This is a genomic window from Bacillus sp. OV166 (genome assembly GCF_900177675.1).
GTDB lineage: Bacteria > Bacillota > Bacilli > Bacillales > Cytobacillaceae > Neobacillus.
Map to the genome: position 1 here is coordinate 5,618,898 of NZ_FXWM01000001.1, position 20,653 is coordinate 5,639,550.

The following is a 20,653-nucleotide window of genomic DNA, read 5'->3' on the forward strand; positions in this document are numbered from 1 at the left end:
TTTAATTAGTTTGCGTTTTGTAACAATCATGTGACCGCTAAATAAGTGTATTTACGAGAATAACCCTTCTTCTATGAAACATAATAATATGGTTATACCAATACCTTAAGGAGGAGATAAAAAATGATGCAAAACCAACAGGGACAAATGCACCAAAACATGCATACAGGGAATATACCTCAACAATTAAATCACGGCGGCCATGAAGTGTTCGATGTCCATGAGGTACTATCAGGAGCAATAGGGACATTAGACCAATACATGATGTTACGCCAACATGTAAAAGACCCAGAATTACTTGATATTCTGGATCGCCAATATCAATTTATGCAGGATGAATATAACATTACTTTAGAATGTTTCAAATCGGGACAAGATCCTTCAAAACGAACCCAAAGCTATAAAATGAACCAAGGAAATGACTTTGTTTATGGGCTAAAACCAGCCCAGCCGAAAAAGCCGTTACAATCCATTTCTGAGCTTACTGATGAATGTATTTCCAGCATGATGCTTGGATGTGTAAAATCAGGTGCATCCATGAAGACTATGGCAGCTTTAGAAGTTACGAATCCAGTTGTCCGTCGTGTGCTAGCTGCCTCTGTTCCGAATTGCATTGAAATGGCCTATGAAATCTCAATTTATCAAAATAAACATCATTACTATCAAGTACCTCAGCTTGCCGAGCAGGATATGAATCAATTGCTTAATGCTTTCGCTCCTGCACAAGGAATGCCGCAAACTAACAATATGAACATGAATGCAAATATGAATCATTAAAAGCTTTTTTATTAATGAGTGAAGTAATTGCAAGCTATCCTATTTTCTAGGATAGCTTGTTTATTTAAAATTTGAAAAGCGCTTATTTAGATAGTAAAATAATTACAGAACATACGTTTCGTTATTGTGATTTAGAACGAACCTTAGGAGGAGTGTAGATGGAATCATGGGAAGCCGCCTATATTGCTGGGATTATTGATGGAGAAGGGTCTATTACATTAACTAGAATGCATGAAAATGAAAATCGACGGCCTTGTATTACAGATGCTTCAACAGATAAGGAACTTTTAGTGTATATTCGTTCTTTAACCGATGGAACTATTAATAGTAAAAAAAACTATAACCCTGAACGGCATAAGGATTCTTATACTCTAACTATAAAGAAAAAAGATTCAGTTGTTACTCTTTTAAAAAAAATATCACCCTATCTTCGGGTGGATAAAAAAAGAAAGCGTGCTCTATGGATACTCGAAAATTATGAAAAGGTTACTCCCCGAAATGGAAAATATAATTCTTTATTATTAACAAAGAAGATTGCATTTGAAGACAACTTTTTTAGAATATAAAAAAGACCAGCATCTCTGCTGGCCTTTCTTTCCACTATGTAGTGGAGACGGTGGGACGTGCTCTTCCATGCTTTCGACATGGCACTGACTATATCTTGAACCTGTCTTCAAACAGGTCCTCCGGCGTCTTATGCGAAATATAAATTTACCTCTTCAAGGTATGAATTTCGCATCCTAGTACTACCATATACATGGCAGCCTATAAGTCGATACACGGCTGTTGGATTACTCCACATACCGCTCGGCATTGCCCTATCACATGGAAGTGACTTAGGTTTCACCGATAAAGCCGAATTTTCACTTATGTGTTACCACATAAGGCGACTAATTACTAATCGAACCCACGTCCAAAGATATCGCCACTTAAGCTTCTACGAGTGTAGTCAATATATTGGTGTTTCGCTGATTCTTCTGCCTATCGACCGGCGTCCGGTCAGCTAGCCTGGTTGTTCTCTTCCTTCATCCTCAGGCGGTGGAATCCGGCGTAGCCCACTTAGAGTGAGTCCCTTACCCTACCACATGGGCAATGGAGGGAGGAACCGCTATGCAGTATTAAGCTGCGAAAGCGAGGTTGTTGTTAGTTTTGCCAGTTATGGCTTTGACGTTTTAACGAGGCCGATCCCCTCGACTCGCGACCTAAGCTCAAACTACCCCTGTCGAATCCGTAGCGTCCCCATGATAAAAGGAGCTGCAATCTAGTTAAAGATTAAAGCTGTAGACGTTAGGAAGCTCAACAATGTTCTTTGAGCAAATGTTACTGTCGCTCTCTTGGCGACAAACTTATTATAACACACTGTAGGAATTTTTCAATTGTAAGTATCTGTAAAATATTTTCCAATTAAGCAACCGACGATTCAGATTACATCTTCTGACGATCACGGAAGGCCCGTTCGATTTCACGCTTGGCTTCTTTTTGCTTTAAGGATTCACGCTTATCATAATTCTTCTTACCTTTTGCGAGCCCAATTAACACTTTGCAAAAACCATTTTTCAAATAGAGTTTTAATGGAACAAGCGAATAACCTGCTTCCTTTGTTTCACCAATTAACTTACTAATTTCACGTTTATGTAATAGCAGTGTCCGTGTTCTTAATGGGTCATGGTTAAAACGATTTCCTTGCTCATAGGGGCTGACGTGCATCCCGAATAGAATGGCTTCTCCATTCTGGATCCGTGCATAGGAATCCTTTAGATTTACTTTTCCGGCCCGAATCGATTTGATTTCTGTTCCCTGCAAGACAATTCCAGCTTCGTAGGTTTCTTCAATAAAATAGTCATGGTAAGCCTTTTTGTTTTGGGCAACCACTTTTCCTTCACCTTTTGGCATTTTTCTCACCTCGTCTTAAAATTTATTTTAGCAGAATATAGTAGCTACTACAATTGAAAGAGAGCCCCACTTGGAAGGCTCCCTCAACGCTATCATTTATTTTTACGCTTCGTACTTTTGTTTTTTGGCACATTATCATAAAATTTACGTTTCTTCTTCGCTTTATTACCTTGACTGCTGCCGCCTTCAGACTTGGCATTGGAATTGCCGCCTTGACCACGACCGCCGCCGCCTTGCTGTTTATTCCTCCGCGGCTTCTTAGTATCGCTGCCCGTACTGAAAACCTTTGGCGTTTCCGATCGTTCGCGACGCGGTGTACCCTTCATGCCCACAATTTCAAAATCAATCGCCCGTTCTTCTTTATTGACTTTTACTACTCGAATGGTAATTTCATCGCCAATCCGGAACACATTTCCGGTTCGTTCGCCAATCATTGCAAGGTGGCGCTCATCGTAACGATAGTAATCATCCGTCATATAGCTGACATGGACGAGGCCTTCAATCGTATTTGGCAGCTCCACAAACATTCCAAAATTGGTGACAGAGCTGATAATGCCGTCATACTCCTCGCCAATCTTGTCCTCCATGTACTCTGCTTTCTTCAAATCGTCCGTTTCTCGCTCGGCATCCACAGAGCGTCGCTCCATTTTTGAAGAATGATCCGCAATTTCAGGTAAGCGAGCATTCCATTTTTCCTGAGTGGTTGAATCAAGCTTTCCTTCGATTAAGTAGGTCCGGATTAAACGATGAACAATTGTATCCGGATATCGGCGAATCGGCGAAGTGAAATGGGTATAGAACTCTGTTGATAAACCAAAATGTCCAAGACTTTCTGGATCATATTTGGCCTGCTGCATCGAACGAAGCATAACCTTCGAAACAACCATTTCCTCAGGCTTTCCTTGAACCTCTTCAATAATCTCTTGAAGCGCCTTAGGGTGGACATCATTTGCTGTCCCTTTTACAATGTAGCCGAAATTGGTGATAAACTCGAAAAATCTACGCAGTTTATCCTCCTTCGGATCCTCGTGAATACGGTAAATAAACGGAACTTCCATCCAGTGAAAGTGCTCTGCCACGGTTTCATTGGCGGCAAGCATAAACTCTTCAATTAATCGTTCAGCCACCGAGCGCTCACGAAGCACGACATCGGTTGGTTTTCCTTCCTCATCGACCAGAACCTTTGATTCCTTAAAATCAAAGTCGATCGCTCCCCGCTTCATCCGTTTGTTTCGTAAGATAGCAGCCAACTCTTCCATCATTTCGAACATGGGTACAAGCGGTACGTATCTAGCTCGCGTTTCTTCATCATGTTCAGCAAGAATCATATTTACAGCATGATAGGTCATTCGCTCCGTTGTTTTAATCACACTTTGAAAAATCTCATGCGAAACAACGGCGCCCTCTGAGGTAATTTCCATTTCGCAGGATAGTACCAACCGGTCTACCTTCGGATTTAAGGAACAGATTCCATTCGATAAACGATGGGGAATCATCGGGATAACTCGGTCGACTAAATACACACTCGTACCCCGTTCTTCCGCTTCCAAGTCAATTGGAGTGCCTTCTTTTACATAATAGCTGACGTCTGCGATATGGACGCCAAGCTTATAGTTGCCGTTCTCAAGCCTTGTCACAGTTACCGCATCATCAAGGTCTTTAGCATCGGCCCCGTCAATCGTGACAATCGTTTCATTTCGAAGATCGCGGCGATTGGCCAATTCACTTTCATCAATGGTGTCAGGCACCTCGTTGGCTTGTTTTAACACCTCGTCTGGGAAGGCCATTGGTAAGCCGTGCTTATGTATGACTGATAGGATATCCACGCCCGGGTCGTTTTTATGTCCGAGAATGGTAATGACTTCGCCCTCTGCACTTTTTCGCCCTTCTGGATACGTAACCAGCTTAACAACAACTTTATGTCCCTCGACTGCCCCTTTGGACGCTGCCTTGGGAATAAAAATATCACTCGCAAATTTTTTATCATCCGGAATCACAAAGCCAAAGCTTTTGCTTTCTACATACGTTCCGACAATTTGCTGCACACCGCGTTCAATGATGCGGATAATACTTCCTTCCCGGCGCTGCCCTGCGCTTTCAGTGGAAACACGCGCTAAAACGATATCACCATGCATGGCCGTGTTCGTTTCATTTGGCGGGATAAAAATATCATCCATTCCTGGCTCATCTGGTGCGACAAAGGCAAATCCTTTCGCATGACCGATGAGCTTTCCGCGGATTAAGTTCATTTTCTCCGGAAGTCCGTAACGGTTGCTTCGCGTCCTGACAACTAAGCCCTTTTCCTCCATTTGCACGAGTGCTTTCACAAACTCCTTAAAATCACTAGAATCCTGGATGCCAAAGGCTGTTTCAAGTTCCTGCACGGTTAATGGTTTGTATGCTTCATCCTTCATATATTGTAAAACCTTATCAATATGCTTTTGTATATTATCTTCCAAACTAATCCTCCTTTGTGGGTGCTTTGTTAATCGCGCCAGTCGAGCTTTTCTAAAAAGGTATAGACATCCTCATGTAATTGTTCCCGTTCTTTGTCGAGCGTGATCACATGACCGGATTCTTCATACCATTTCAGTTCCTTCACAACTGATTCGATTCCATTGTAAATAATGTTGGCACTTTCTGTGTTTATCATTTTGTCATGACGTGCCTGAACGACAAACGTTGGCGCATAAATCATATCCACATTTTCACGTACATCTGCGATTAGTGCCTGTAGGGCATTTAACGTTTTCATTGGTGTTTTCTTAAACTCATTCATTTCCATTTCGATTTGCTCGTCTGTTTTTCCTTCACGTTTTTTAAATTCACGGGCATAATCGAGAATTCCTTCGTACATGACCTCTTCACTTTTTATATGCATCGGTGCGCACATCGGTATAATGGCTTTTATAGGTACAGTGTAACCCAATTTCAAGGAAAATACGCCACCAAGTGATAATCCCGCCACGGCTATTTCTGAGTGACCTTGATTTTTTAAAAACTCATATCCATTTATCACATCCTGCCACCAATCCGTTGGTCCTGTGTGAACAAGCTCTTCGGGTGGAACTCCATGACCTTTGTAGTGTGGTGCATGACAAGTGTAGCCTTTTTTTTCTAAAAAACGTCCTAGCATGCGAACATCCGCTGAATTTCCGGTAAAGCCATGTAAGAGGAGTATAGCTCTTTTTCCTCCTTTGAAAGTAAATGGCTTAGGTGTAGCAACCTTCATGATAAAAACTCCCTTAATTTCAATTCATTTGGTTTAGTTTTAACAAAGCAATGGTGAACATTCCAGAAAAAAGCTTATGTTTTTATGAAACAAACAAAAAACCTGGCGCTTGAGGCCAGGTTTGAGTGTAATTAATTAGATTTTAAAGTAAGTTACTGCGATAGAAAGCAGGATAAATAATACTGCTAATACAATCGTAATACGATGTAGAATCAAGTCAAGTCCTCTTGCTTTTTGCTTGCCGAATAGTGATTCAGCACCACCTGAAATGGCACCTGATAATCCAGCGCTTTTACCTGATTGAAGTATAACAACACCAATAAGTCCGATACTTACAATTACTAATAAGATTACAACTAATGTATGCATAAAGGCCACCTCCTGTTAGACGTACAATTCACAGTATATTAAATCTATCATATTTCCTCTCTTAAAACAATAGTCGTTATTGTGTCTTATGGAATGATTAAAAAGGCACACATCCGAAAATGTGCGCCTTTGATATCGTGAAAAATTATTTGCTTAGGTTATAGAATGTTTTCTTCCCTAAGTATTGAGCTGTTTCACCTAATTGGTCTTCAATGCGAAGCAATTGGTTGTATTTTGCGACACGGTCAGTACGAGATGGCGCACCAGTCTTGATTTGACCAGCATTTGTAGCAACAGCGATGTCAGCAATGGTGTTGTCTTCTGTTTCACCAGAACGGTGGGAGATAACAGCTGTGTATCCAGCGCGTTTTGCCATTTCAATCGCATCAAATGTTTCAGTAAGGGTACCAATTTGGTTAACTTTGATCAGGATGGAGTTACCGATTCCTTTTTCAATACCTTCTGCAAGTTTACGTGTATTGGTAACAAATAAATCATCACCTACTAATTGAACTTTTTTACCAAGGCGTTCAGTTAATAGCTTGTGACCTTCCCAGTCATTTTCATCTAAACCGTCTTCGATTGAAACGATTGGGTATTTAGATGAAAGTTCTTCGTACCAATCAACCATTTCTGCAGAAGTCTTCACAACACCTTCGCCAGCAAGATGGTATTTTCCATCTTCCTTGTTGTAAAACTCAGAAGATGCTGCATCCATAGCAAGCATAACTTCTTCACCTGGCTTGTAGCCAGCTTTTTCGATTGCTTCAACAATGGTTTGAAGAGCTTCTTCGTTTGATCCTAGGTTTGGAGCAAAACCGCCTTCGTCACCAACAGCAGTGTTAAGGCCTTTGCCTTTAAGAACAGACTTTAACGTATGGAAAATTTCTGCACCCATACGAAGCGCTTCTTTAAAGTTTGGAGCACCAACAGGCATAATCATGAATTCTTGAATATCTACGTTGTTATCAGCATGCTCTCCGCCGTTAACGATGTTCATCATTGGCACTGGAAGCTGCTTAGAATTGAATCCGCCAAGGTATTGATATAAAGGAATATCTAAGTAATTAGCTGCTGCATGAGCAACCGCCATGGATACACCTAGGATTGCGTTGGCACCTAGTTTACCTTTATTTTCTGTTCCATCAAGTTCGATTAAAGCTTGGTCAACAGAAACTTGGTCAAGAACGCTGAATTCTTCGCCAACAAGATGTGGAGCGATAATTTCGTTTACGTTGTCCACTGCCTTTAGTACACCTTTACCAAGGTAACGTTCTTTGTCTCCGTCACGTAGTTCGACGGCTTCATATTCACCAGTAGAAGCTCCACTTGGAACCATCGCGCGTCCAAACGCACCTGATTCAGTAAATACTTCAACCTCAACAGTAGGGTTACCACGGGAATCTAATACTTCACGAGCGTATACATCTGCAATAAATGGCATTTAAAAATCTCTCCTTAAAAATAAAATTGTTTTTTCGTTTACTTTATTAATGATGTCCCAGTCATTTCGGCTGGCTTTTCAAGACCTAATAAGTCTAACATAGTTGGCGCCAAATCCCCAAGGATACCGCCATCACGCAATTGAATTCCTTGTTTCGTCACAATTACCGGCACTGGATTTGTCGTATGTGCTGTCATTGGCTCGCCTTCAGGTGTGATCACTTCATCAGCATTCCCATGGTCAGCGGTGATAATCACAGATCCGCCTTTTTCAAGAATTAAATCAACGATTTTTCCTAAACATTCATCGACGGTTTCAATCGCTTTAATCGTTGGCTCAAGCATGCCTGAATGCCCCACCATGTCTGGATTCGCGAAATTAAGTAAAATAGCATCAAACTTGTCCGCCTGAATTTCTTTTAGGAGTGCGTCAGTCACTTCGTAAGCACTCATTTCAGGTTGAAGATCATAGGTTGCCACCTTCGGAGAGTTGATTAAGATCCGCTCTTCACCAGGGAACTTTTCTTCACGTCCGCCGCTCATAAAGAACGTGACATGCGGGTATTTCTCGGTTTCGGCAATTCTTAATTGCTTCATATTATTTTGCGATAAGACTTCACCAATGGTGTTGTCTAAGTTCGTCGGTTTAAAGGCGACATAGCCATCCACTGATTCACTGAAGTGGGTTAAGCACACGAAGAATAAATCTTTCGGATGCTTCGGCCCACGGTCAAAGGAGCGGAAGTCTTCATTTGTAAATGTATTTGATATCTGAATTGCCCGGTCCGGACGGAAGTTATAGAAAATAACAGCATCATTGGTCTTAATCGTTGCAACCGGCTGGCCATCTTCTTTTGTGATGACAGATGGGATGACGAATTCGTCAAAAATTCCATGAGAATAAGAATCCTCAACCACTTCTAATGGATTCGTATAGGCAGGGCCATCACCGTAGACCATGGAACGGTAGGATTTCTCGACACGCTCCCAGCGCTTATCACGGTCCATAGAGTAGTATCTCCCTGAAATCGTAGCAAATTCACCCACACCGTATTCCTTCATTTTATCAAGTGTCTGTTGAATAAATTTAGCTGCTGTTTTCTGACCGACATCGCGGCCATCAAGGAATGCATGCACGTATACCTTTTCGACGCCTTCTTCTTTTGCTAGTTTCAGCAGAGCGAACATATGTTGAATATGGCTGTGAACACCGCCGTCTGACAATAATCCGAATAAATGAAGGGCTGTTCCATTTTTCTTCACGTGCTCCATTGCATCTGTAAAGGTTTCATTTTTTTCAAATTCACCTTCACGAATGGCAATATTCACTCGTGTTAAGCTTTGGTAAACAATTCGACCGGCACCAATGTTCAAGTGACCAACCTCTGAGTTACCCATTTGACCTTTTGGAAGACCGACTGCCTCACCTGAAGCTGTTAAATGAGAATGTGGATACTCGCTCCAAAACCGATCAAAATTAGGTTTTTTCGATTGTGCGACAGCATTCCCTTTTGTTTCGCCCCTGCATCCAAAACCATCAAGGATGATGAGAGCAACTGGAGATTTACTCATAGCTGCCTGCCTCCAGTAATTGTAAGAAGGATTGTGCTTCAAGGCTGGCTCCGCCTACTAATGCACCATCAATATCTGGTTGTGCCATGTATTCTTTAATATTTTCTGGTTTGACACTGCCGCCATATTGAATTCTTACCGCATCGGCAACGTCTTGTGAGAATTGTTGTGCAACTACTTGACGGATATGGGCACAAACTTCATTTGCATCGACTGAAGTGGAAGATTTACCAGTTCCAATCGCCCAAATCGGTTCGTAGGCAATAACCGTTTGTTTCACTTGATCATCTGTTAAACCAGTTAATGCTTTCGCAACTTGGTCTCCAACTAATTGGTTCGTTTCACCTTTTTCACGCTGTTCTAGTGTTTCACCACAGCATACGATCGGAGTTAAATTATATTTAAAGGCTGCAAGAGCTTTCTTGTTTACAGATTCATCTGTTTCATTGAACATTTCCCGGCGTTCTGAGTGTCCGATAATAACATATTGAACTTCAAGGTCAGCAAGTGCTTTCGGGCTGATTTCGCCTGTAAATGCTCCGCTTTCTTCAAAGTGCATGTTTTGAGCTCCAATTTTCACATTGCTGCCTTGTGTGACTTCGACAAGACTTTGTAAAAATAAAGCAGGCGCACAAATAACGGATTCCATTTTTTCTGGAGCAGGTACAAGTCCTTTTACTTCCTCTGCAAAGCTTTTTGCTTCAGAAAGTGTTTTGTTCATTTTCCAGTTACCTGCAATGATTGGTTTACGCATACTGGCACATCCTTTCATAATTAAAGCGCAAGCGCCCGTTTAGCGGCGTATGGACTGGAGCGCTTCGACTGAGATAAAGGAAACACGGAGAGCGATAGCGCATTCGTGCTTGACTTATCGTAGGGAGAAGAGCGAAGTCCACTAGACGCTGGGTGCTGGAGCTAGATAGTATTCTTCGTTCAAAAACTTATACTTTCTTTCTAGAAAAATTATTTATCGTTTAAAGCTACGACTCCTGGCAGTGCTTTACCTTCCATGAATTCAAGGGATGCACCGCCTCCTGTGGAGATGTGGCTCATTTTGTCTGCTAAATTGAATTTTTCAACAGCTGCTGCTGAGTCTCCGCCGCCAATAACTGAATATGTACCTTCTGCTTCAGCAAGTGCTTCGGCAACGGCTTTTGTGCCGTTAGCAAATTTATCAATTTCAAATACACCCATTGGTCCATTCCAAATGACTAGTTTTGATTTTTGAATGACGTCACGATAAATCTCGGCTGTTTTCGGTCCAATGTCAAGTGCTTCCCAATCAGCAGGAATTTCCTCAATTGCAACTACTTTGGAATTAGCGTCTGCTGAGAAATCATCTGCAACGATGGCATCTACAGGCATATAGAAATTAACACCTTTTGCCTTAGCTTTTTCAATAAACGATTTTGCAAGATCAATTTTGTCTGCTTCAAGCAGTGATTTACCCACTTCATGGCCCTGTGCCTTGACAAATGTATAAGCAAGACCGCCGCCAATAATTAAGTTATCGACTAATTCTAAAAGATTTTCAATAACACCAATCTTATCCTTTACTTTGGCTCCACCGATAATCGCTGTAAATGGGCGTTCAGGATTAGAAAGTGCTTTACCAAGTACATCGAGTTCTTTTTCCATCAAAAGACCTGAAACAGCTGGCAGAATATGAGCAATACCTTCAGTTGAAGCATGGGCACGGTGTGCTGCACCAAATGCATCGTTTACATAAACATCAGCTAACTCGGCAAATGATTTCGCCAACTCAGGATCATTCTTTTCCTCGCCAGGATAGAAACGGACATTTTCAAGCAGTAAGACATCGCCTTCCGTCATTGTTTCAATCAACGCGTTTACAGAATCACCATAGGCTTCATCTGCCTTCTTTACGTCTTTACCAAGCAGTTCAGATAGTCTGACACCGGCTGGAGTTAAGCGCATTTCTTCGACTACTTTTCCTTTTGGACGGCCGAAGTGGCTGGCTAAAATCACTTTCGCACCTTGTTCCACTAAGTATTGAATCGTTGGCAATGCCGCACGAATCCGCGTGTCGTCCGTAATTTCACCATCCTGCATAGGAACGTTAAAATCCACTCGGCAAAATACGCGTTTACCTTTTACATCGACATCTTTGAGAGTTTTCTTATTCATAAAGGACCTCCGAAAGTTTGGTATGAAGAAAATGAATTATCTAAAATCAGTAAAAAAAGGGGAGGGGGGCATATACTCCCCGCTCCCCTTTGGAAAACCTTTGTAATGATCAACTTCTTATGATTGAAAACCAATCATCGTCCGTTCCAATATATTAAAGTCCTTTTTGTGCAAGGTAGTCAACAAGGTCAACAACGCGGTTAGAGTAACCAACTTCGTTATCGTACCAAGATAATACTTTTACCATGTTGCCTTCAAGAACCATTGTTGATAATGCATCGATTGTCGAAGAAACTTTAGCTCCGTTGTAATCAGTTGAAACTAATGGAAGTTCGCTGTATGCTAGAATACCTTTTAATGGGCCTTCAGCAGCTGCTTTTAATGCAGAGTTAACTTCATCAGCTGTTACTTCTCTGTCTAATTCTGCTACTAAGTCAACGACAGAAACGTTCGGTGTTGGAACGCGAATAGCCATACCGTTTAATTTACCCTTAAGTTCTGGTAAAACAAGAGCAACTGCTTTTGCAGCACCAGTTGAAGTTGGAATCATGTTTTCAGCTGCTGCACGTGCACGACGGTAGTCTTTGTGCGGCAAGTCAAGAATCTGTTGGTCATTTGTGTATGAGTGAATAGTTGTCATCATACCGCGTTTGATTCCAAAAGTATCATTTAATACTTTTGCAAACGGAGCAAGACAGTTTGTAGTACAAGAAGCGTTTGAAATAACATGGTGGTTATTTGCATCATATTTGTCTTCATTAACACCCATAACGATTGTGATATCTTCGTTAGATGCTGGTGCAGAGATAATTACTTTTTTAGCGCCTGCTTCAAGATGTTTCGCAGCATCTTCACGTTTTGTGAAACGGCCAGTTGATTCAACAACTACGTCCACGCCAAGATCGCCCCAGCCTAATTGTGCAGGATCGCGTTCTGCAAGAACTTTCACTTTGTGCCCGCCAACTACTAGGTATTCGCCATCAACAGTAACATCTTCTTGTAGAGTCCCGTGAACAGTGTCATATTTTAGAAGATGTGCAAGCATATTTGCATCAGTTAAGTCATTAATTGCAACGATTTCCACATTGCTATTTCCTAAAGCCGCACGAAATACGTTACGACCGATACGTCCAAATCCATTAATACCAACTTTTACTGACATGATAAATTTCCTCCTTTAATTGGGTAAGGATGTTTTTTATTTTTAAAAAGGATTTACCCTTTTAATAACTTTCTCGCTGCACCTTCATCTGTGATTAAAATCGTCGATGCTGGTGCTTGTTTTAAGTATGCCTTGATGGCCTTAGCCTTGGAAGTCCCGCCTGCAACCGCGATGACATTTGGAATGCCAACTAGATCTTCTAACTGCAGGCCAATCGTTAATACCTTGTGAACAATTTCGCCTTGTTCATTAAAATAATAACCAAAAGCTTCACCCACAGCCTTGCTGCTTTCAAGCATACTTAGAATCTCAGGGTTGGTTTTTCGCCGTTCAGCCATTGTGATAGCATCTCCAATTCCATGAAGAACCATGCTAGCTGATTTAATTAGTTTTAATACTTCATGGATGTCAGGTTCTCTGATAAGCGATTCGTAGATATCTGTACTGACCTGATCAGGAACATAGAACACTCGATGTTTGGATTGGGTGTTTCTGGACATAATCGAACAAATCGTATTTGCCTGATTTTGAACATCCTCGCCTACTCCGCCTCTTGCTGGTACAAACAGTAATTCCTTTTGGGTAAGCTCTGGTGATAGTCTTTCTGCGACAGCAGCCATCGTTGAACCGCCAGTTACAGCAATGATATTTTTTCCGCTGAGAAGCTTTTTCATGCAAATAGCACTTGCCTTGCCAAGCTCACCTTTTACCATCGGCGATTCATCACTATTGCCAGGTACAATGATGACCTTTTTAATGCCCAGCTTGTGCTTCAATTCCAACTCCATCACATCAATACCCTTTAACTCACGCATAAAGCCTTCCAAGTCTTCAAGCAAATTTTTCCCTTCAGGTGTTAAACTCATTCCCACATTATTCGTGTAAATTAAATCTTGCTCCCTTAGGAAATCAACTTCACCACGAAGGACTCTTTCGGTATACCCGAGACTGACTGCTAAACTCCGTCTTCCTACCGGCTGCATAAAACCAATGTACCTTAGGATAGAATATCTCTTCTGTAGGACCTGCAGGAGGTCGGGTAATAATCTTTTTTGGATATCGATTAATGACTGCATGAATCTCATGCTCCTTTATTATATGTAGTTGGTCTCAAAATGTCCACCATAGACAAATTATGTCCCACTACATTCAAAAAAAATCACCCCTGCTACGTTTTTTATTGTAACAGGAGTGAAAATCTATTTCAACTATTAAAATTGGTTTTTTTTTCATGCAAACGGTTACTTATGTCAAATTTGTTAATTACACCGAATCCTGCTTCTACTCCGTCAATATAAACAACTGGAATCATTAAACCGTATTGTTCGATTAATTCATCACTGGATTCAATATCAATTTCTTCTAAGGCAAACTCCCAGTCTTTGTTTAGCTCTAGAAGAGTAGACTTTGCCTTGTCACATAGCGGGCAGCTTTTCCTTGTATATAATGTGATTGTTGTTTGCTCCATCGTTTTTGTTCCTTTCATTCAAACCTTTTTCTTTTCGAAGAGGAGGGAATTCCCAATTGATCCCGGTACTTCGCGATCGTCCTTCTTGAAACCACCATACCTTCCTCTATTTTTAAATGTTCGACAATTTCTTGATCAGATAGCGGTTTTTGTTTATTCTCTTTTTCTATTAAAGTCGCAATTTTCTTCTTTACCTGTGTGGAAGATGTATTTTCATCATCTGAAACGGTTTGTATGGTACTTGTAAAAAATGTTTTCAAAGCGAACGTCCCAATCGGTGTTTGCACATACTTTTCCCGGACTGCTCTGCTGACGGTGGATTCATGGATATCAAGTTCTCCAGCAACTTCCTTCATCGTCATCGGCACTAAGTATTGTGACCCTTTTTGGAAAAATGAAGCCTGTTTTTCAATGATTTTTGCTACAACCCTTGTCAGCGTCTCTTTACGCTGTTCAATGCTTTTTTGGATCCACTGGTAATCTTGGAGTTTATCCTGTAGAAAGCGGCTTACCTGTTGGTCTTGGTCTTTGAATTTATGATAATACTGCTCATTGAGGCTAATCCTTGGCAGCGATTCATCAGACATCCGTACGGTTAGTCCCTCGCTTGATTGCTCAACGATTGCATCTGGGATAATATACGTGGTTGCTTCTTTTCCTAAAATGGCCCCAGGCTTAGGATTCAATGTTTGAATTTGATCGTAAACATCTTGTATATCCTTAAGGGTTACCTTCAGTTCTTTAGCAATTTTCTTCCACTTCTTTTCGGCGAATGGAATGAAATGATCGCCGATTATGTTTTGCGCGAGTTCGTTATCTGGATTTAGATAATATATTTGCATCAATAGGCACTCTTGAAGGTTTCTTGCCCCGATGCCTGCTGGCTCCAGTGTTTGGATAATGGCCAAGCATTCTTCAACTGAATCTTCCATTACCCTTAGGTTTTTGGCGATTTCACTAAGGTCTCCCATAAAGTAACCGTTTTCATCTAAATTTTGGATAAGATGGCGTATCACACTTAATTGTTCCACCGATAAGTTCGTTATTTTTAATTGAGACAGTAAATAATCTTCAAGCGAAAATGGTTTGTCAGCTATTTGATCAATCCAGTCCTTTTCCGCTTTTTGGTGTTTGCGACGATTACGGTCAATGAGCGGATTCATTGGCTTGATATTGCCATTTTCAACCTGCAATAGGGGATTTTCAAGTGCCTTATCTTCTAAAAAAGCAGTTAACTCATGGGCAGAGTACTGCAACAATGCAATGGCCTGTGATAGCTCCTGTGTCATCGCCAATTTTAATGTTTGCTGCTGCCATAAACCGGCCTTCAAGTTCATTCGTATCCCCCCTGTTTTCTATTTTACACGATAGAGGGAATTTCGGGAATGAAAAATGATATTCAAGGATGGAAGTAACCCTTTTTGAGGCATAAAGCGAAGTGGTTTTGGGATGAAGTTTTGGTTTTGTGTCGATTTCCGGTGGTTTTGTGCCGATTTTCCGTTTTATGTGTCATTTTTGAAAGGTTTTGTGCCATTTTGGAAGTGTTTTGTGCATTTAACCTTTTATTGGAAAATCAGAACCTTTTTTCAAAATAAAAAACCCCCTGTTTAAAAAAACAGGAGGCTTTCATGATGCGCTCGGCGAGAATCGAACTCACATTTTAAGCTTCGGAGGCTTACGTGCTATCCGTTGCACCACGAGCGCTAAATTGTTGCGACTTACATATTATATGCCAGGTTCATTCACATTGCAAGCAAAGAATTGGTTTAAAATAGTCAGAAATGGTTATGCTGGATTAGGGAAAGTTGTCGAACATTTTTAAAGAGGTATTGTTTGACCTTTATTGACCATCAGTGTATGATAACTATACATATTATTTTTATCTTTACAATCAAAGGAGGAAGAAAAATGAATTTGATCCCTACAGTTATTGAACAAACAAACCGGGGCGAGCGTGCTTATGACATTTATTCCCGTCTGTTAAAAGACCGGATTATTATGCTTGGTAGTGCGATCGATGACCATGTGGCGAACAGCATTGTAGCACAATTATTATTCCTTGAAGCGGATAACCCTGAAAAAGATATTTCTTTATATATCAACAGCCCAGGCGGCAGCATCACCGCAGGTATGGCTATTTTTGATACAATGCAATTCATCAAACCAAAGGTACAAACTATTTGTATCGGTATGGCTGCATCCATGGGTGCATTCTTGCTAGCAGCAGGTGAAAAAGGCAAGCGTTATGCGCTTCCAAATGCTGAAGTCATGATTCACCAGCCACTAGGCGGTGCACAAGGACAAGCAACTGAAATCGAAATTGCTGCAAAGCGTATCCTTTTCCTTCGCGAAAAATTAAATGGAATTTTAGCAGAACGGACTGGACAGTCGCTTGAAGTAATCAGCAAAGATACAGACCGCGACAACTTCATGACAGCAGAACGTGCAAAAGAATACGGTCTGATCGACCATATCATCACTCGTAATTTAATCGAAGATGAGAAAAATAAAAACAAATAAGTACAAAGAAACAATCGGCATCCAGCCGGTTGTTTTTTTTATTAAAAACAAAAAAGACCGGTTCCAATTGGCTCCGGTCCTCTTTCAGATCAATGTTCTTTTTGGATAAAATCAGCTAACGCTTCAATAGCAGATGCTTCATCATCGCCATCTGCTACAATATCAATCATGACACCTGAACCAACAGCCAAGCTCATTAAGCCCATTATGCTCTTTGCATTTACTTTCTTGCCATCCTTCTCTAGGAAAATATCCGCAGAAAATCGGTTAGCTTCCTGAACAAAAAGAGCCGCAGGTCGTGCTTGAAGACCCGTTTTTAATTTTACTTCCACTTGTTTCACTAACATTACACAATTCCTCCTCTAGGTTTTTTACTCTATTTTTCTTGGAGCTTTGTACATAATTATTATCTTCAGGTTAGTCTTTACTCGATACATGTTATGTTTTTCACATGTTATCTTGTTATTGTACTAAAGGATTATCTACCCTCGAGTAACCATATCCCCTGCGCGCAATTTCTCAGCAATCGCATCAATTTTTCTCAAGCGATGATTAATCCCTGATTTACTGATCGCACCACCGGAAACCATTTCCCCCAATTCCTTAAGGGTCACATCGGTATAATTCAAACGGAGTTCGGCAATTTCTCTCAACTTTTCTGGTAAAATTTGCAGCCCGACCGTTGCATTAATATAGCGGATATTCTCTACCTGCCGAATCGAAGCACCGATCGTTTTATTAAGGTTGGCGGTCTCACAGTTTACAAGGCGATTGACTGAATTCCGCATATCTCGAACAATCCTTACGTCTTCGAAGCGGAGAAGGGCGTTATGGGCACCTGCAACATTTAAAAACTCGGTAATCTTTTCCGCTTCTTTTAAATAGGTGATATACCCTTTTTTGCGCTCGAGAGTTTTGCTATTTAGTCCAAATGTATTCATCAATTCGCATAAAGAGTCATTATGTTCTTTATAGAGCGAAAAAATTTCCAAATGATACGAAGATGTTTCCGGGTTATTGACGGAACCGCCAGCTAGAAATGCACCGCGTAGATAAGAACGCTTACAACATTTCTTTTTTACAAGTTCTGGTGAAATATCATGGATGATGGTAAAACCCTCACCAATAATTTTTGTATCCTCGAGAATTTCTTTAGCCTGATGAGATAATCGGACAATATAGACGTTGTTCTTTTTCAGACGCATCTTTTTCCGAACAAGCAATTCTACTTGGACATCGTAACTCTTTTTTAATAATGTGTAGATTCTTCTGGCAATCGCAGCATTTTCGGTTTGAATATCAACAACTAACTTACGATTTGAGAATGAAAGGGAACCATTCATCCGGATTAAAGCGGATAGTTCCGCTTGAATGCAGCATGTTTTCACTTCCAAGTTAGTTAATTCTTTTTTCGTTTCCGAAGCGAAAGACATCCCTTCACCCCCCTAAAAAAAACAAAGCGTTTTTAGTAAGTACTATATTTACGTTTCATAACGCTTTTTGGTTTCAATTAAAAGCAAATTATATAAAATTTTTGCAACCTTTTTCGGATCATGTCTTAGCGCACCATTTTCCTGATAAGCGATGTCTGCATGAACGACTTCTAGTCCTAATTCAAAAAGGCGCGGCAGATCATATAGAACAGGGTCAGCCAGTTCTTCATTATATCGTAGCTGAATATCCTGTGGTATCTCTTCATTATTTACAAGAATCGTATTAATAAAAGCACAGCTCATATGATCATATAAGGCCTTTACATGATCACTCGCAGTAAAGCCATGGGTTTCCCCAGCCTGGGTCATCAAATTACAAATATACACCTTTTTAGCGTGTGACCGGCACAACTCCTCCCCGATTCTTGGAACTAGGAGGTTTGGCAGAATACTTGTATATAGGCTCCCTGGCCCAATGATGATTAAATCAGCCTGACGGATGGCTTGAATGGTCTCTGGTAAGGGACGAATATTTTCCGGCGTCATAAACACTTTTTTAATTCTCTTACCCGAGTATGGAATTTTTGATTCCCCTGAGACAATCGTTCCGTCTTCCATTTCAGCATGAAGGACGACACTCTGATTTGCTGCAGGCAGGACTTTACCATGAACATTTAAGATCTTACTCATTTCCTGAATCGCGTGAACAAAATTACCCGTGATTGAGGTCATTGCCGCCAAGATTAAATTTCCAAGCGAGTGTCCGGAAAGCTCATTCGATGTTTTAAACCGATGTTGAAACATTTCTTCAACGAGCGGTTCGACATCTGATAAGGATGCTAACACATTGCGAATATCTCCAGGAGGTGGAATATGCAAGTCTTCACGCAAGCGTCCTGAACTGCCGCCGTCATCCGCGACTGTCACAATGGCGGTAATATCCACAGGAAACTGTTTTAATCCACGCAATAAAACTGGCAATCCTGTTCCCCCGCCAATGACGACAATTCGAGGCTGTCCGTAAATGCTCATGTTGTTTTTTCCTTTCTCCTCTCAATGTCACGATGGGATATACATGTCTTATAGTCTTGTTGGAAAAATTTACCTAGATGTTCAGCAAGCGTCACTGAACGGTGCTGTCCGCCTGTACAGCCAATCGCAATCACTAACTGCGCTTTTCCTTCTCTTTTATAATGAGGCAGCATAAAAGAAAGCAGGTCGGTTACTTTTTCCAAAAACTTATGCGTTTCATTCCACTTTAATACATAACTGGAAACATCCTCATCAAGCCCCGTTTTAGGTCTCATATGCTCGATATAATGAGGATTTGGTAAGAAACGCACATCAAACACAAGGTCCGCATCAATAGGAATTCCATACTTAAAGCCAAATGACATGACATTGACAGTAAAGAGTGATTGTTTATTCGCCGTAAATTCCGTTAATATTTTCTCACGAAGTTCCCGTGGTTTCATCTGGGAAGTATTGTAAATTAATTGGGCCCTGCCTTTAAGTTCTTCAAGAAGTTCACGCTCAAGTGTAATTCCTTCAAGTGGCAGACCTGTCGGTGCTAACGGATGCGACCGCCTCGTCTCTTTATATCTGCGCACTAATGTTGAATCATCCGCATCTAAAAATAAGATCTGCGGGGCCACCCATGAAGTTTCTGCCAGTTCATCCAATGCTTTAAAGAGATGATCAAAGAATTCTCTTCCTCGCAGGTCCATAACAAGGGCAACTTTATTCATCTTATTCCCGGATTCCTTCATAAGTTCGAGGAATTTTGGAAGCAATGTTGGAGGCAAATTATCGACACAAAAGAAACCTAAATCTTCAAAACTTTGAATGGCTACAGTTTTTCCTGCACCAGACATTCCTGTAATAATCACCATTTGAATGTCACTTGCAGCACCGGTACTCATTATTAATTCCCCCTATTAGTTAGCTTGGATCTAATCGATAACTGATTAGTTGAAAGTCTTTTGTATAAGTAAAAGTACCGTAAATAATTCCTTTTCCATGAATCATATAATCAAGAATATGATAATCGCCAGCAGCCATTGGCAAATTTTTCAATTGATCAATCATTTGCCATTCAAGCTTACCTTCCTCAGATTCGTCTAAATCGATGCCGTCCGCATCAGTTGCTACAAACGTAAACATCATCCACTCGGAAAGAAGCTGGTCGTTTTCCTTCATAATCATTGTAAAAATCCCTTTTAGCTGTGGATTTTTCAAATAGATTCCCGTTTCTTCACGATATTCCCTGATGCAAGAGTCTCGAACCGATTCGCCCGGCTCCATTTTCCCACCAGGAGCAACCCACCAGCCGCGGCGTGGTTTTTGCAGCAGCAATATTTTTTCGTCTCTTATCAATACACAATTGGTGACACGCTGCACAACACTCACCCTCTTAATAAAGCATACATGTTTTTAGCAGTCTTCGAAAAAGCATTCGCTTGTCCCTTTTGAAAAAGGACCTTTCAAAGTTTACTCGAAATACCAAAGAACCCTCTATAACTTTAAATTCATTCCTTTTATTATACTATTTTTAGGATACAGTCACAATGAATACAAATTTGATATTTCTATTATTATTATTATAGTTTGTCACTATTGCTAACATACTTTTTATA

At 40.8% G+C, this 20,653-nt stretch carries 20 protein-coding genes, 1 tRNA gene and 1 other RNA gene; 3 read left to right on the top strand and 19 right to left on the bottom strand.

The window, feature by feature from the left end; translation table 11 throughout:
• The first annotated feature begins 126 nt into the window (after positions 1–126).
• Together CCK98_RS27740 and CCK98_RS27745 are read left to right on the top strand one after the other, a co-directional pair.
• On the top strand, positions 127–777 hold the full coding sequence (locus CCK98_RS27740) for a spore coat protein (RefSeq protein ID WP_088090564.1): 651 nt from the start codon (positions 127–129) through the stop codon (positions 775–777).
• A gap of 158 nt (positions 778–935) precedes the next feature.
• A complete protein-coding gene (locus CCK98_RS27745) occupies positions 936–1,343 on the top strand; it encodes an LAGLIDADG family homing endonuclease (RefSeq protein WP_088089544.1) in 408 nt (135 codons plus the stop codon).
• A gap of 332 nt (positions 1,344–1,675) precedes the next feature.
• On the opposite strand, the gene ssrA is transcribed toward CCK98_RS27745, so the two are convergent.
• From ssrA to CCK98_RS27815, 14 genes are all read right to left on the bottom strand, one after another.
• Positions 1,676–2,010: a transfer-messenger RNA gene (gene ssrA, locus CCK98_RS27750) on the bottom strand.
• Positions 2,011–2,202: 192 nt separating this feature from the next.
• Positions 2,203–2,670, bottom strand: a complete 468-nt coding sequence (smpB, locus tag CCK98_RS27755) for an SsrA-binding protein SmpB (protein ID WP_088089545.1) — start codon at positions 2,668–2,670, stop codon at positions 2,203–2,205.
• Between the two features lie 92 nt (positions 2,671–2,762).
• Entirely contained in the window at positions 2,763–5,129 is a 2,367-nt protein-coding gene (rnr, locus tag CCK98_RS27760; RefSeq protein ID WP_088089546.1) for a ribonuclease R, read from the bottom strand.
• A gap of 26 nt (positions 5,130–5,155) precedes the next feature.
• Positions 5,156–5,902: a carboxylesterase gene (locus CCK98_RS27765; protein ID WP_088089547.1), complete on the bottom strand. Its 747-nt coding sequence runs from the start codon at positions 5,900–5,902 to the stop codon at positions 5,156–5,158.
• Between the two features lie 135 nt (positions 5,903–6,037).
• Complete coding sequence (gene secG, locus CCK98_RS27770; protein WP_088089548.1) at positions 6,038–6,271, bottom strand: preprotein translocase subunit SecG; 234 nt, start codon at positions 6,269–6,271, stop codon at positions 6,038–6,040.
• 145 nt (positions 6,272–6,416) lie between these two features.
• Positions 6,417–7,715 (bottom strand): phosphopyruvate hydratase, encoded by a 1,299-nt coding sequence (gene eno, locus CCK98_RS27775; RefSeq protein ID WP_088089549.1) that lies wholly within the window; start codon positions 7,713–7,715, stop codon positions 6,417–6,419.
• Positions 7,716–7,753: 38 nt separating this feature from the next.
• A complete protein-coding gene (gpmI, locus tag CCK98_RS27780; protein WP_088089550.1) occupies positions 7,754–9,286 on the bottom strand; it encodes a 2,3-bisphosphoglycerate-independent phosphoglycerate mutase in 1,533 nt (510 codons plus the stop codon).
• Positions 9,279–10,040, bottom strand: a complete 762-nt coding sequence (tpiA, locus tag CCK98_RS27785) for a triose-phosphate isomerase (protein ID WP_088089551.1) — start codon at positions 10,038–10,040, stop codon at positions 9,279–9,281. Before tpiA ends, gpmI begins: the two co-directional genes overlap by 8 nt.
• Positions 10,041–10,249: 209 nt before the next feature.
• Positions 10,250–11,434: a phosphoglycerate kinase gene (pgk, locus tag CCK98_RS27790; protein ID WP_088089552.1), complete on the bottom strand. Its 1,185-nt coding sequence runs from the start codon at positions 11,432–11,434 to the stop codon at positions 10,250–10,252.
• Between the two features lie 154 nt (positions 11,435–11,588).
• Positions 11,589–12,596: a type I glyceraldehyde-3-phosphate dehydrogenase gene (gene gap, locus CCK98_RS27795; RefSeq protein ID WP_088089553.1), complete on the bottom strand. Its 1,008-nt coding sequence runs from the start codon at positions 12,594–12,596 to the stop codon at positions 11,589–11,591.
• Between the two features lie 53 nt (positions 12,597–12,649).
• On the bottom strand, positions 12,650–13,672 hold the full coding sequence (locus CCK98_RS27800; RefSeq protein WP_088089554.1) for a sugar-binding transcriptional regulator: 1,023 nt from the start codon (positions 13,670–13,672) through the stop codon (positions 12,650–12,652).
• A 128-nt stretch (positions 13,673–13,800) separates the two neighbouring features.
• Positions 13,801–14,064 (bottom strand): glutaredoxin family protein, encoded by a 264-nt coding sequence (locus CCK98_RS27805; RefSeq protein ID WP_088090565.1) that lies wholly within the window; start codon positions 14,062–14,064, stop codon positions 13,801–13,803.
• A 14-nt stretch (positions 14,065–14,078) separates the two neighbouring features.
• Positions 14,079–15,401, bottom strand: a complete 1,323-nt coding sequence (rpoN, locus tag CCK98_RS27810; RefSeq protein WP_088089555.1) for an RNA polymerase factor sigma-54 — start codon at positions 15,399–15,401, stop codon at positions 14,079–14,081.
• 295 nt (positions 15,402–15,696) lie between these two features.
• Positions 15,697–15,768, bottom strand: a tRNA-Arg gene (locus CCK98_RS27815).
• Between the two features lie 204 nt (positions 15,769–15,972).
• Between CCK98_RS27815 and clpP the strand changes: the two genes are divergently transcribed.
• The gene (gene clpP, locus CCK98_RS27820) at positions 15,973–16,584 is read left to right on the top strand and encodes an ATP-dependent Clp endopeptidase proteolytic subunit ClpP (RefSeq protein ID WP_088089556.1); all 612 of its coding nucleotides are present in this window, start codon (positions 15,973–15,975) and stop codon (positions 16,582–16,584) included.
• A gap of 89 nt (positions 16,585–16,673) precedes the next feature.
• Here the strand turns inward: clpP and CCK98_RS27825 are convergent, their stop codons facing one another.
• The 5 genes from CCK98_RS27825 to CCK98_RS27845 form a co-directional block, all read right to left on the bottom strand.
• Positions 16,674–16,931, bottom strand: a complete 258-nt coding sequence (locus CCK98_RS27825; protein WP_066258757.1) for an HPr family phosphocarrier protein — start codon at positions 16,929–16,931, stop codon at positions 16,674–16,676.
• 135 nt (positions 16,932–17,066) lie between these two features.
• On the bottom strand, positions 17,067–18,017 hold the full coding sequence (gene whiA / locus CCK98_RS27830; RefSeq protein WP_088089557.1) for a DNA-binding protein WhiA: 951 nt from the start codon (positions 18,015–18,017) through the stop codon (positions 17,067–17,069).
• 48 nt (positions 18,018–18,065) lie between these two features.
• Positions 18,066–19,049, bottom strand: a complete 984-nt coding sequence (yvcK, locus tag CCK98_RS27835; RefSeq protein WP_179195945.1) for a YvcK family protein — start codon at positions 19,047–19,049, stop codon at positions 18,066–18,068.
• Entirely contained in the window at positions 19,046–19,939 is an 894-nt protein-coding gene (gene rapZ / locus CCK98_RS27840; protein WP_088089558.1) for an RNase adapter RapZ, read from the bottom strand. The genes yvcK and rapZ overlap by 4 nt, the downstream gene beginning before the upstream one ends.
• Before the next feature lie 19 nt (positions 19,940–19,958).
• Positions 19,959–20,417 (bottom strand): 8-oxo-dGTP diphosphatase, encoded by a 459-nt coding sequence (locus CCK98_RS27845; protein ID WP_088089559.1) that lies wholly within the window; start codon positions 20,415–20,417, stop codon positions 19,959–19,961.
• Positions 20,418–20,653 lie beyond the last annotated feature (236 nt).

Bases quoted from the DNA above. Each gene is read 5' to 3' on its own strand.
- CCK98_RS27740 (WP_088090564.1), top strand. From the start codon at position 127: ATGCAAAACCAACAGGGACAAATGCACCAAAACATGCATACAGGGAAT.
- CCK98_RS27745 (WP_088089544.1), top strand. From the start codon at position 936: ATGGAATCATGGGAAGCCGCCTATATTGCTGGGATTATTGATGGAGAA.
- smpB (WP_088089545.1), bottom strand. From the start codon at position 2,670: ATGCCAAAAGGTGAAGGAAAAGTGGTTGCCCAAAACAAAAAGGCTTAC.
- CCK98_RS27765 (WP_088089547.1), bottom strand. From the start codon at position 5,902: ATGAAGGTTGCTACACCTAAGCCATTTACTTTCAAAGGAGGAAAAAGA.
- secG (WP_088089548.1), bottom strand. From the start codon at position 6,271: ATGCATACATTAGTTGTAATCTTATTAGTAATTGTAAGTATCGGACTT.
- eno (WP_088089549.1), bottom strand. From the start codon at position 7,715: ATGCCATTTATTGCAGATGTATACGCTCGTGAAGTATTAGATTCCCGT.
- gpmI (WP_088089550.1), bottom strand. From the start codon at position 9,286: ATGAGTAAATCTCCAGTTGCTCTCATCATCCTTGATGGTTTTGGATGC.
- tpiA (WP_088089551.1), bottom strand. From the start codon at position 10,040: ATGCGTAAACCAATCATTGCAGGTAACTGGAAAATGAACAAAACACTT.
- pgk (WP_088089552.1), bottom strand. From the start codon at position 11,434: ATGAATAAGAAAACTCTCAAAGATGTCGATGTAAAAGGTAAACGCGTA.
- gap (WP_088089553.1), bottom strand. From the start codon at position 12,596: ATGTCAGTAAAAGTTGGTATTAATGGATTTGGACGTATCGGTCGTAAC.
- CCK98_RS27800 (WP_088089554.1), bottom strand. From the start codon at position 13,672: ATGCAGTCATTAATCGATATCCAAAAAAGATTATTACCCGACCTCCTG.
- CCK98_RS27805 (WP_088090565.1), bottom strand. From the start codon at position 14,064: ATGGAGCAAACAACAATCACATTATATACAAGGAAAAGCTGCCCGCTA.
- rpoN (WP_088089555.1), bottom strand. From the start codon at position 15,401: ATGAACTTGAAGGCCGGTTTATGGCAGCAGCAAACATTAAAATTGGCG.
- clpP (WP_088089556.1), top strand. From the start codon at position 15,973: ATGAATTTGATCCCTACAGTTATTGAACAAACAAACCGGGGCGAGCGT.
- CCK98_RS27825 (WP_066258757.1), bottom strand. From the start codon at position 16,931: ATGTTAGTGAAACAAGTGGAAGTAAAATTAAAAACGGGTCTTCAAGCA.
- whiA (WP_088089557.1), bottom strand. From the start codon at position 18,017: ATGTCTTTCGCTTCGGAAACGAAAAAAGAATTAACTAACTTGGAAGTG.
- yvcK (WP_179195945.1), bottom strand. From the start codon at position 19,049: ATGAGCATTTACGGACAGCCTCGAATTGTCGTCATTGGCGGGGGAACA.
- rapZ (WP_088089558.1), bottom strand. From the start codon at position 19,939: ATGAGTACCGGTGCTGCAAGTGACATTCAAATGGTGATTATTACAGGA.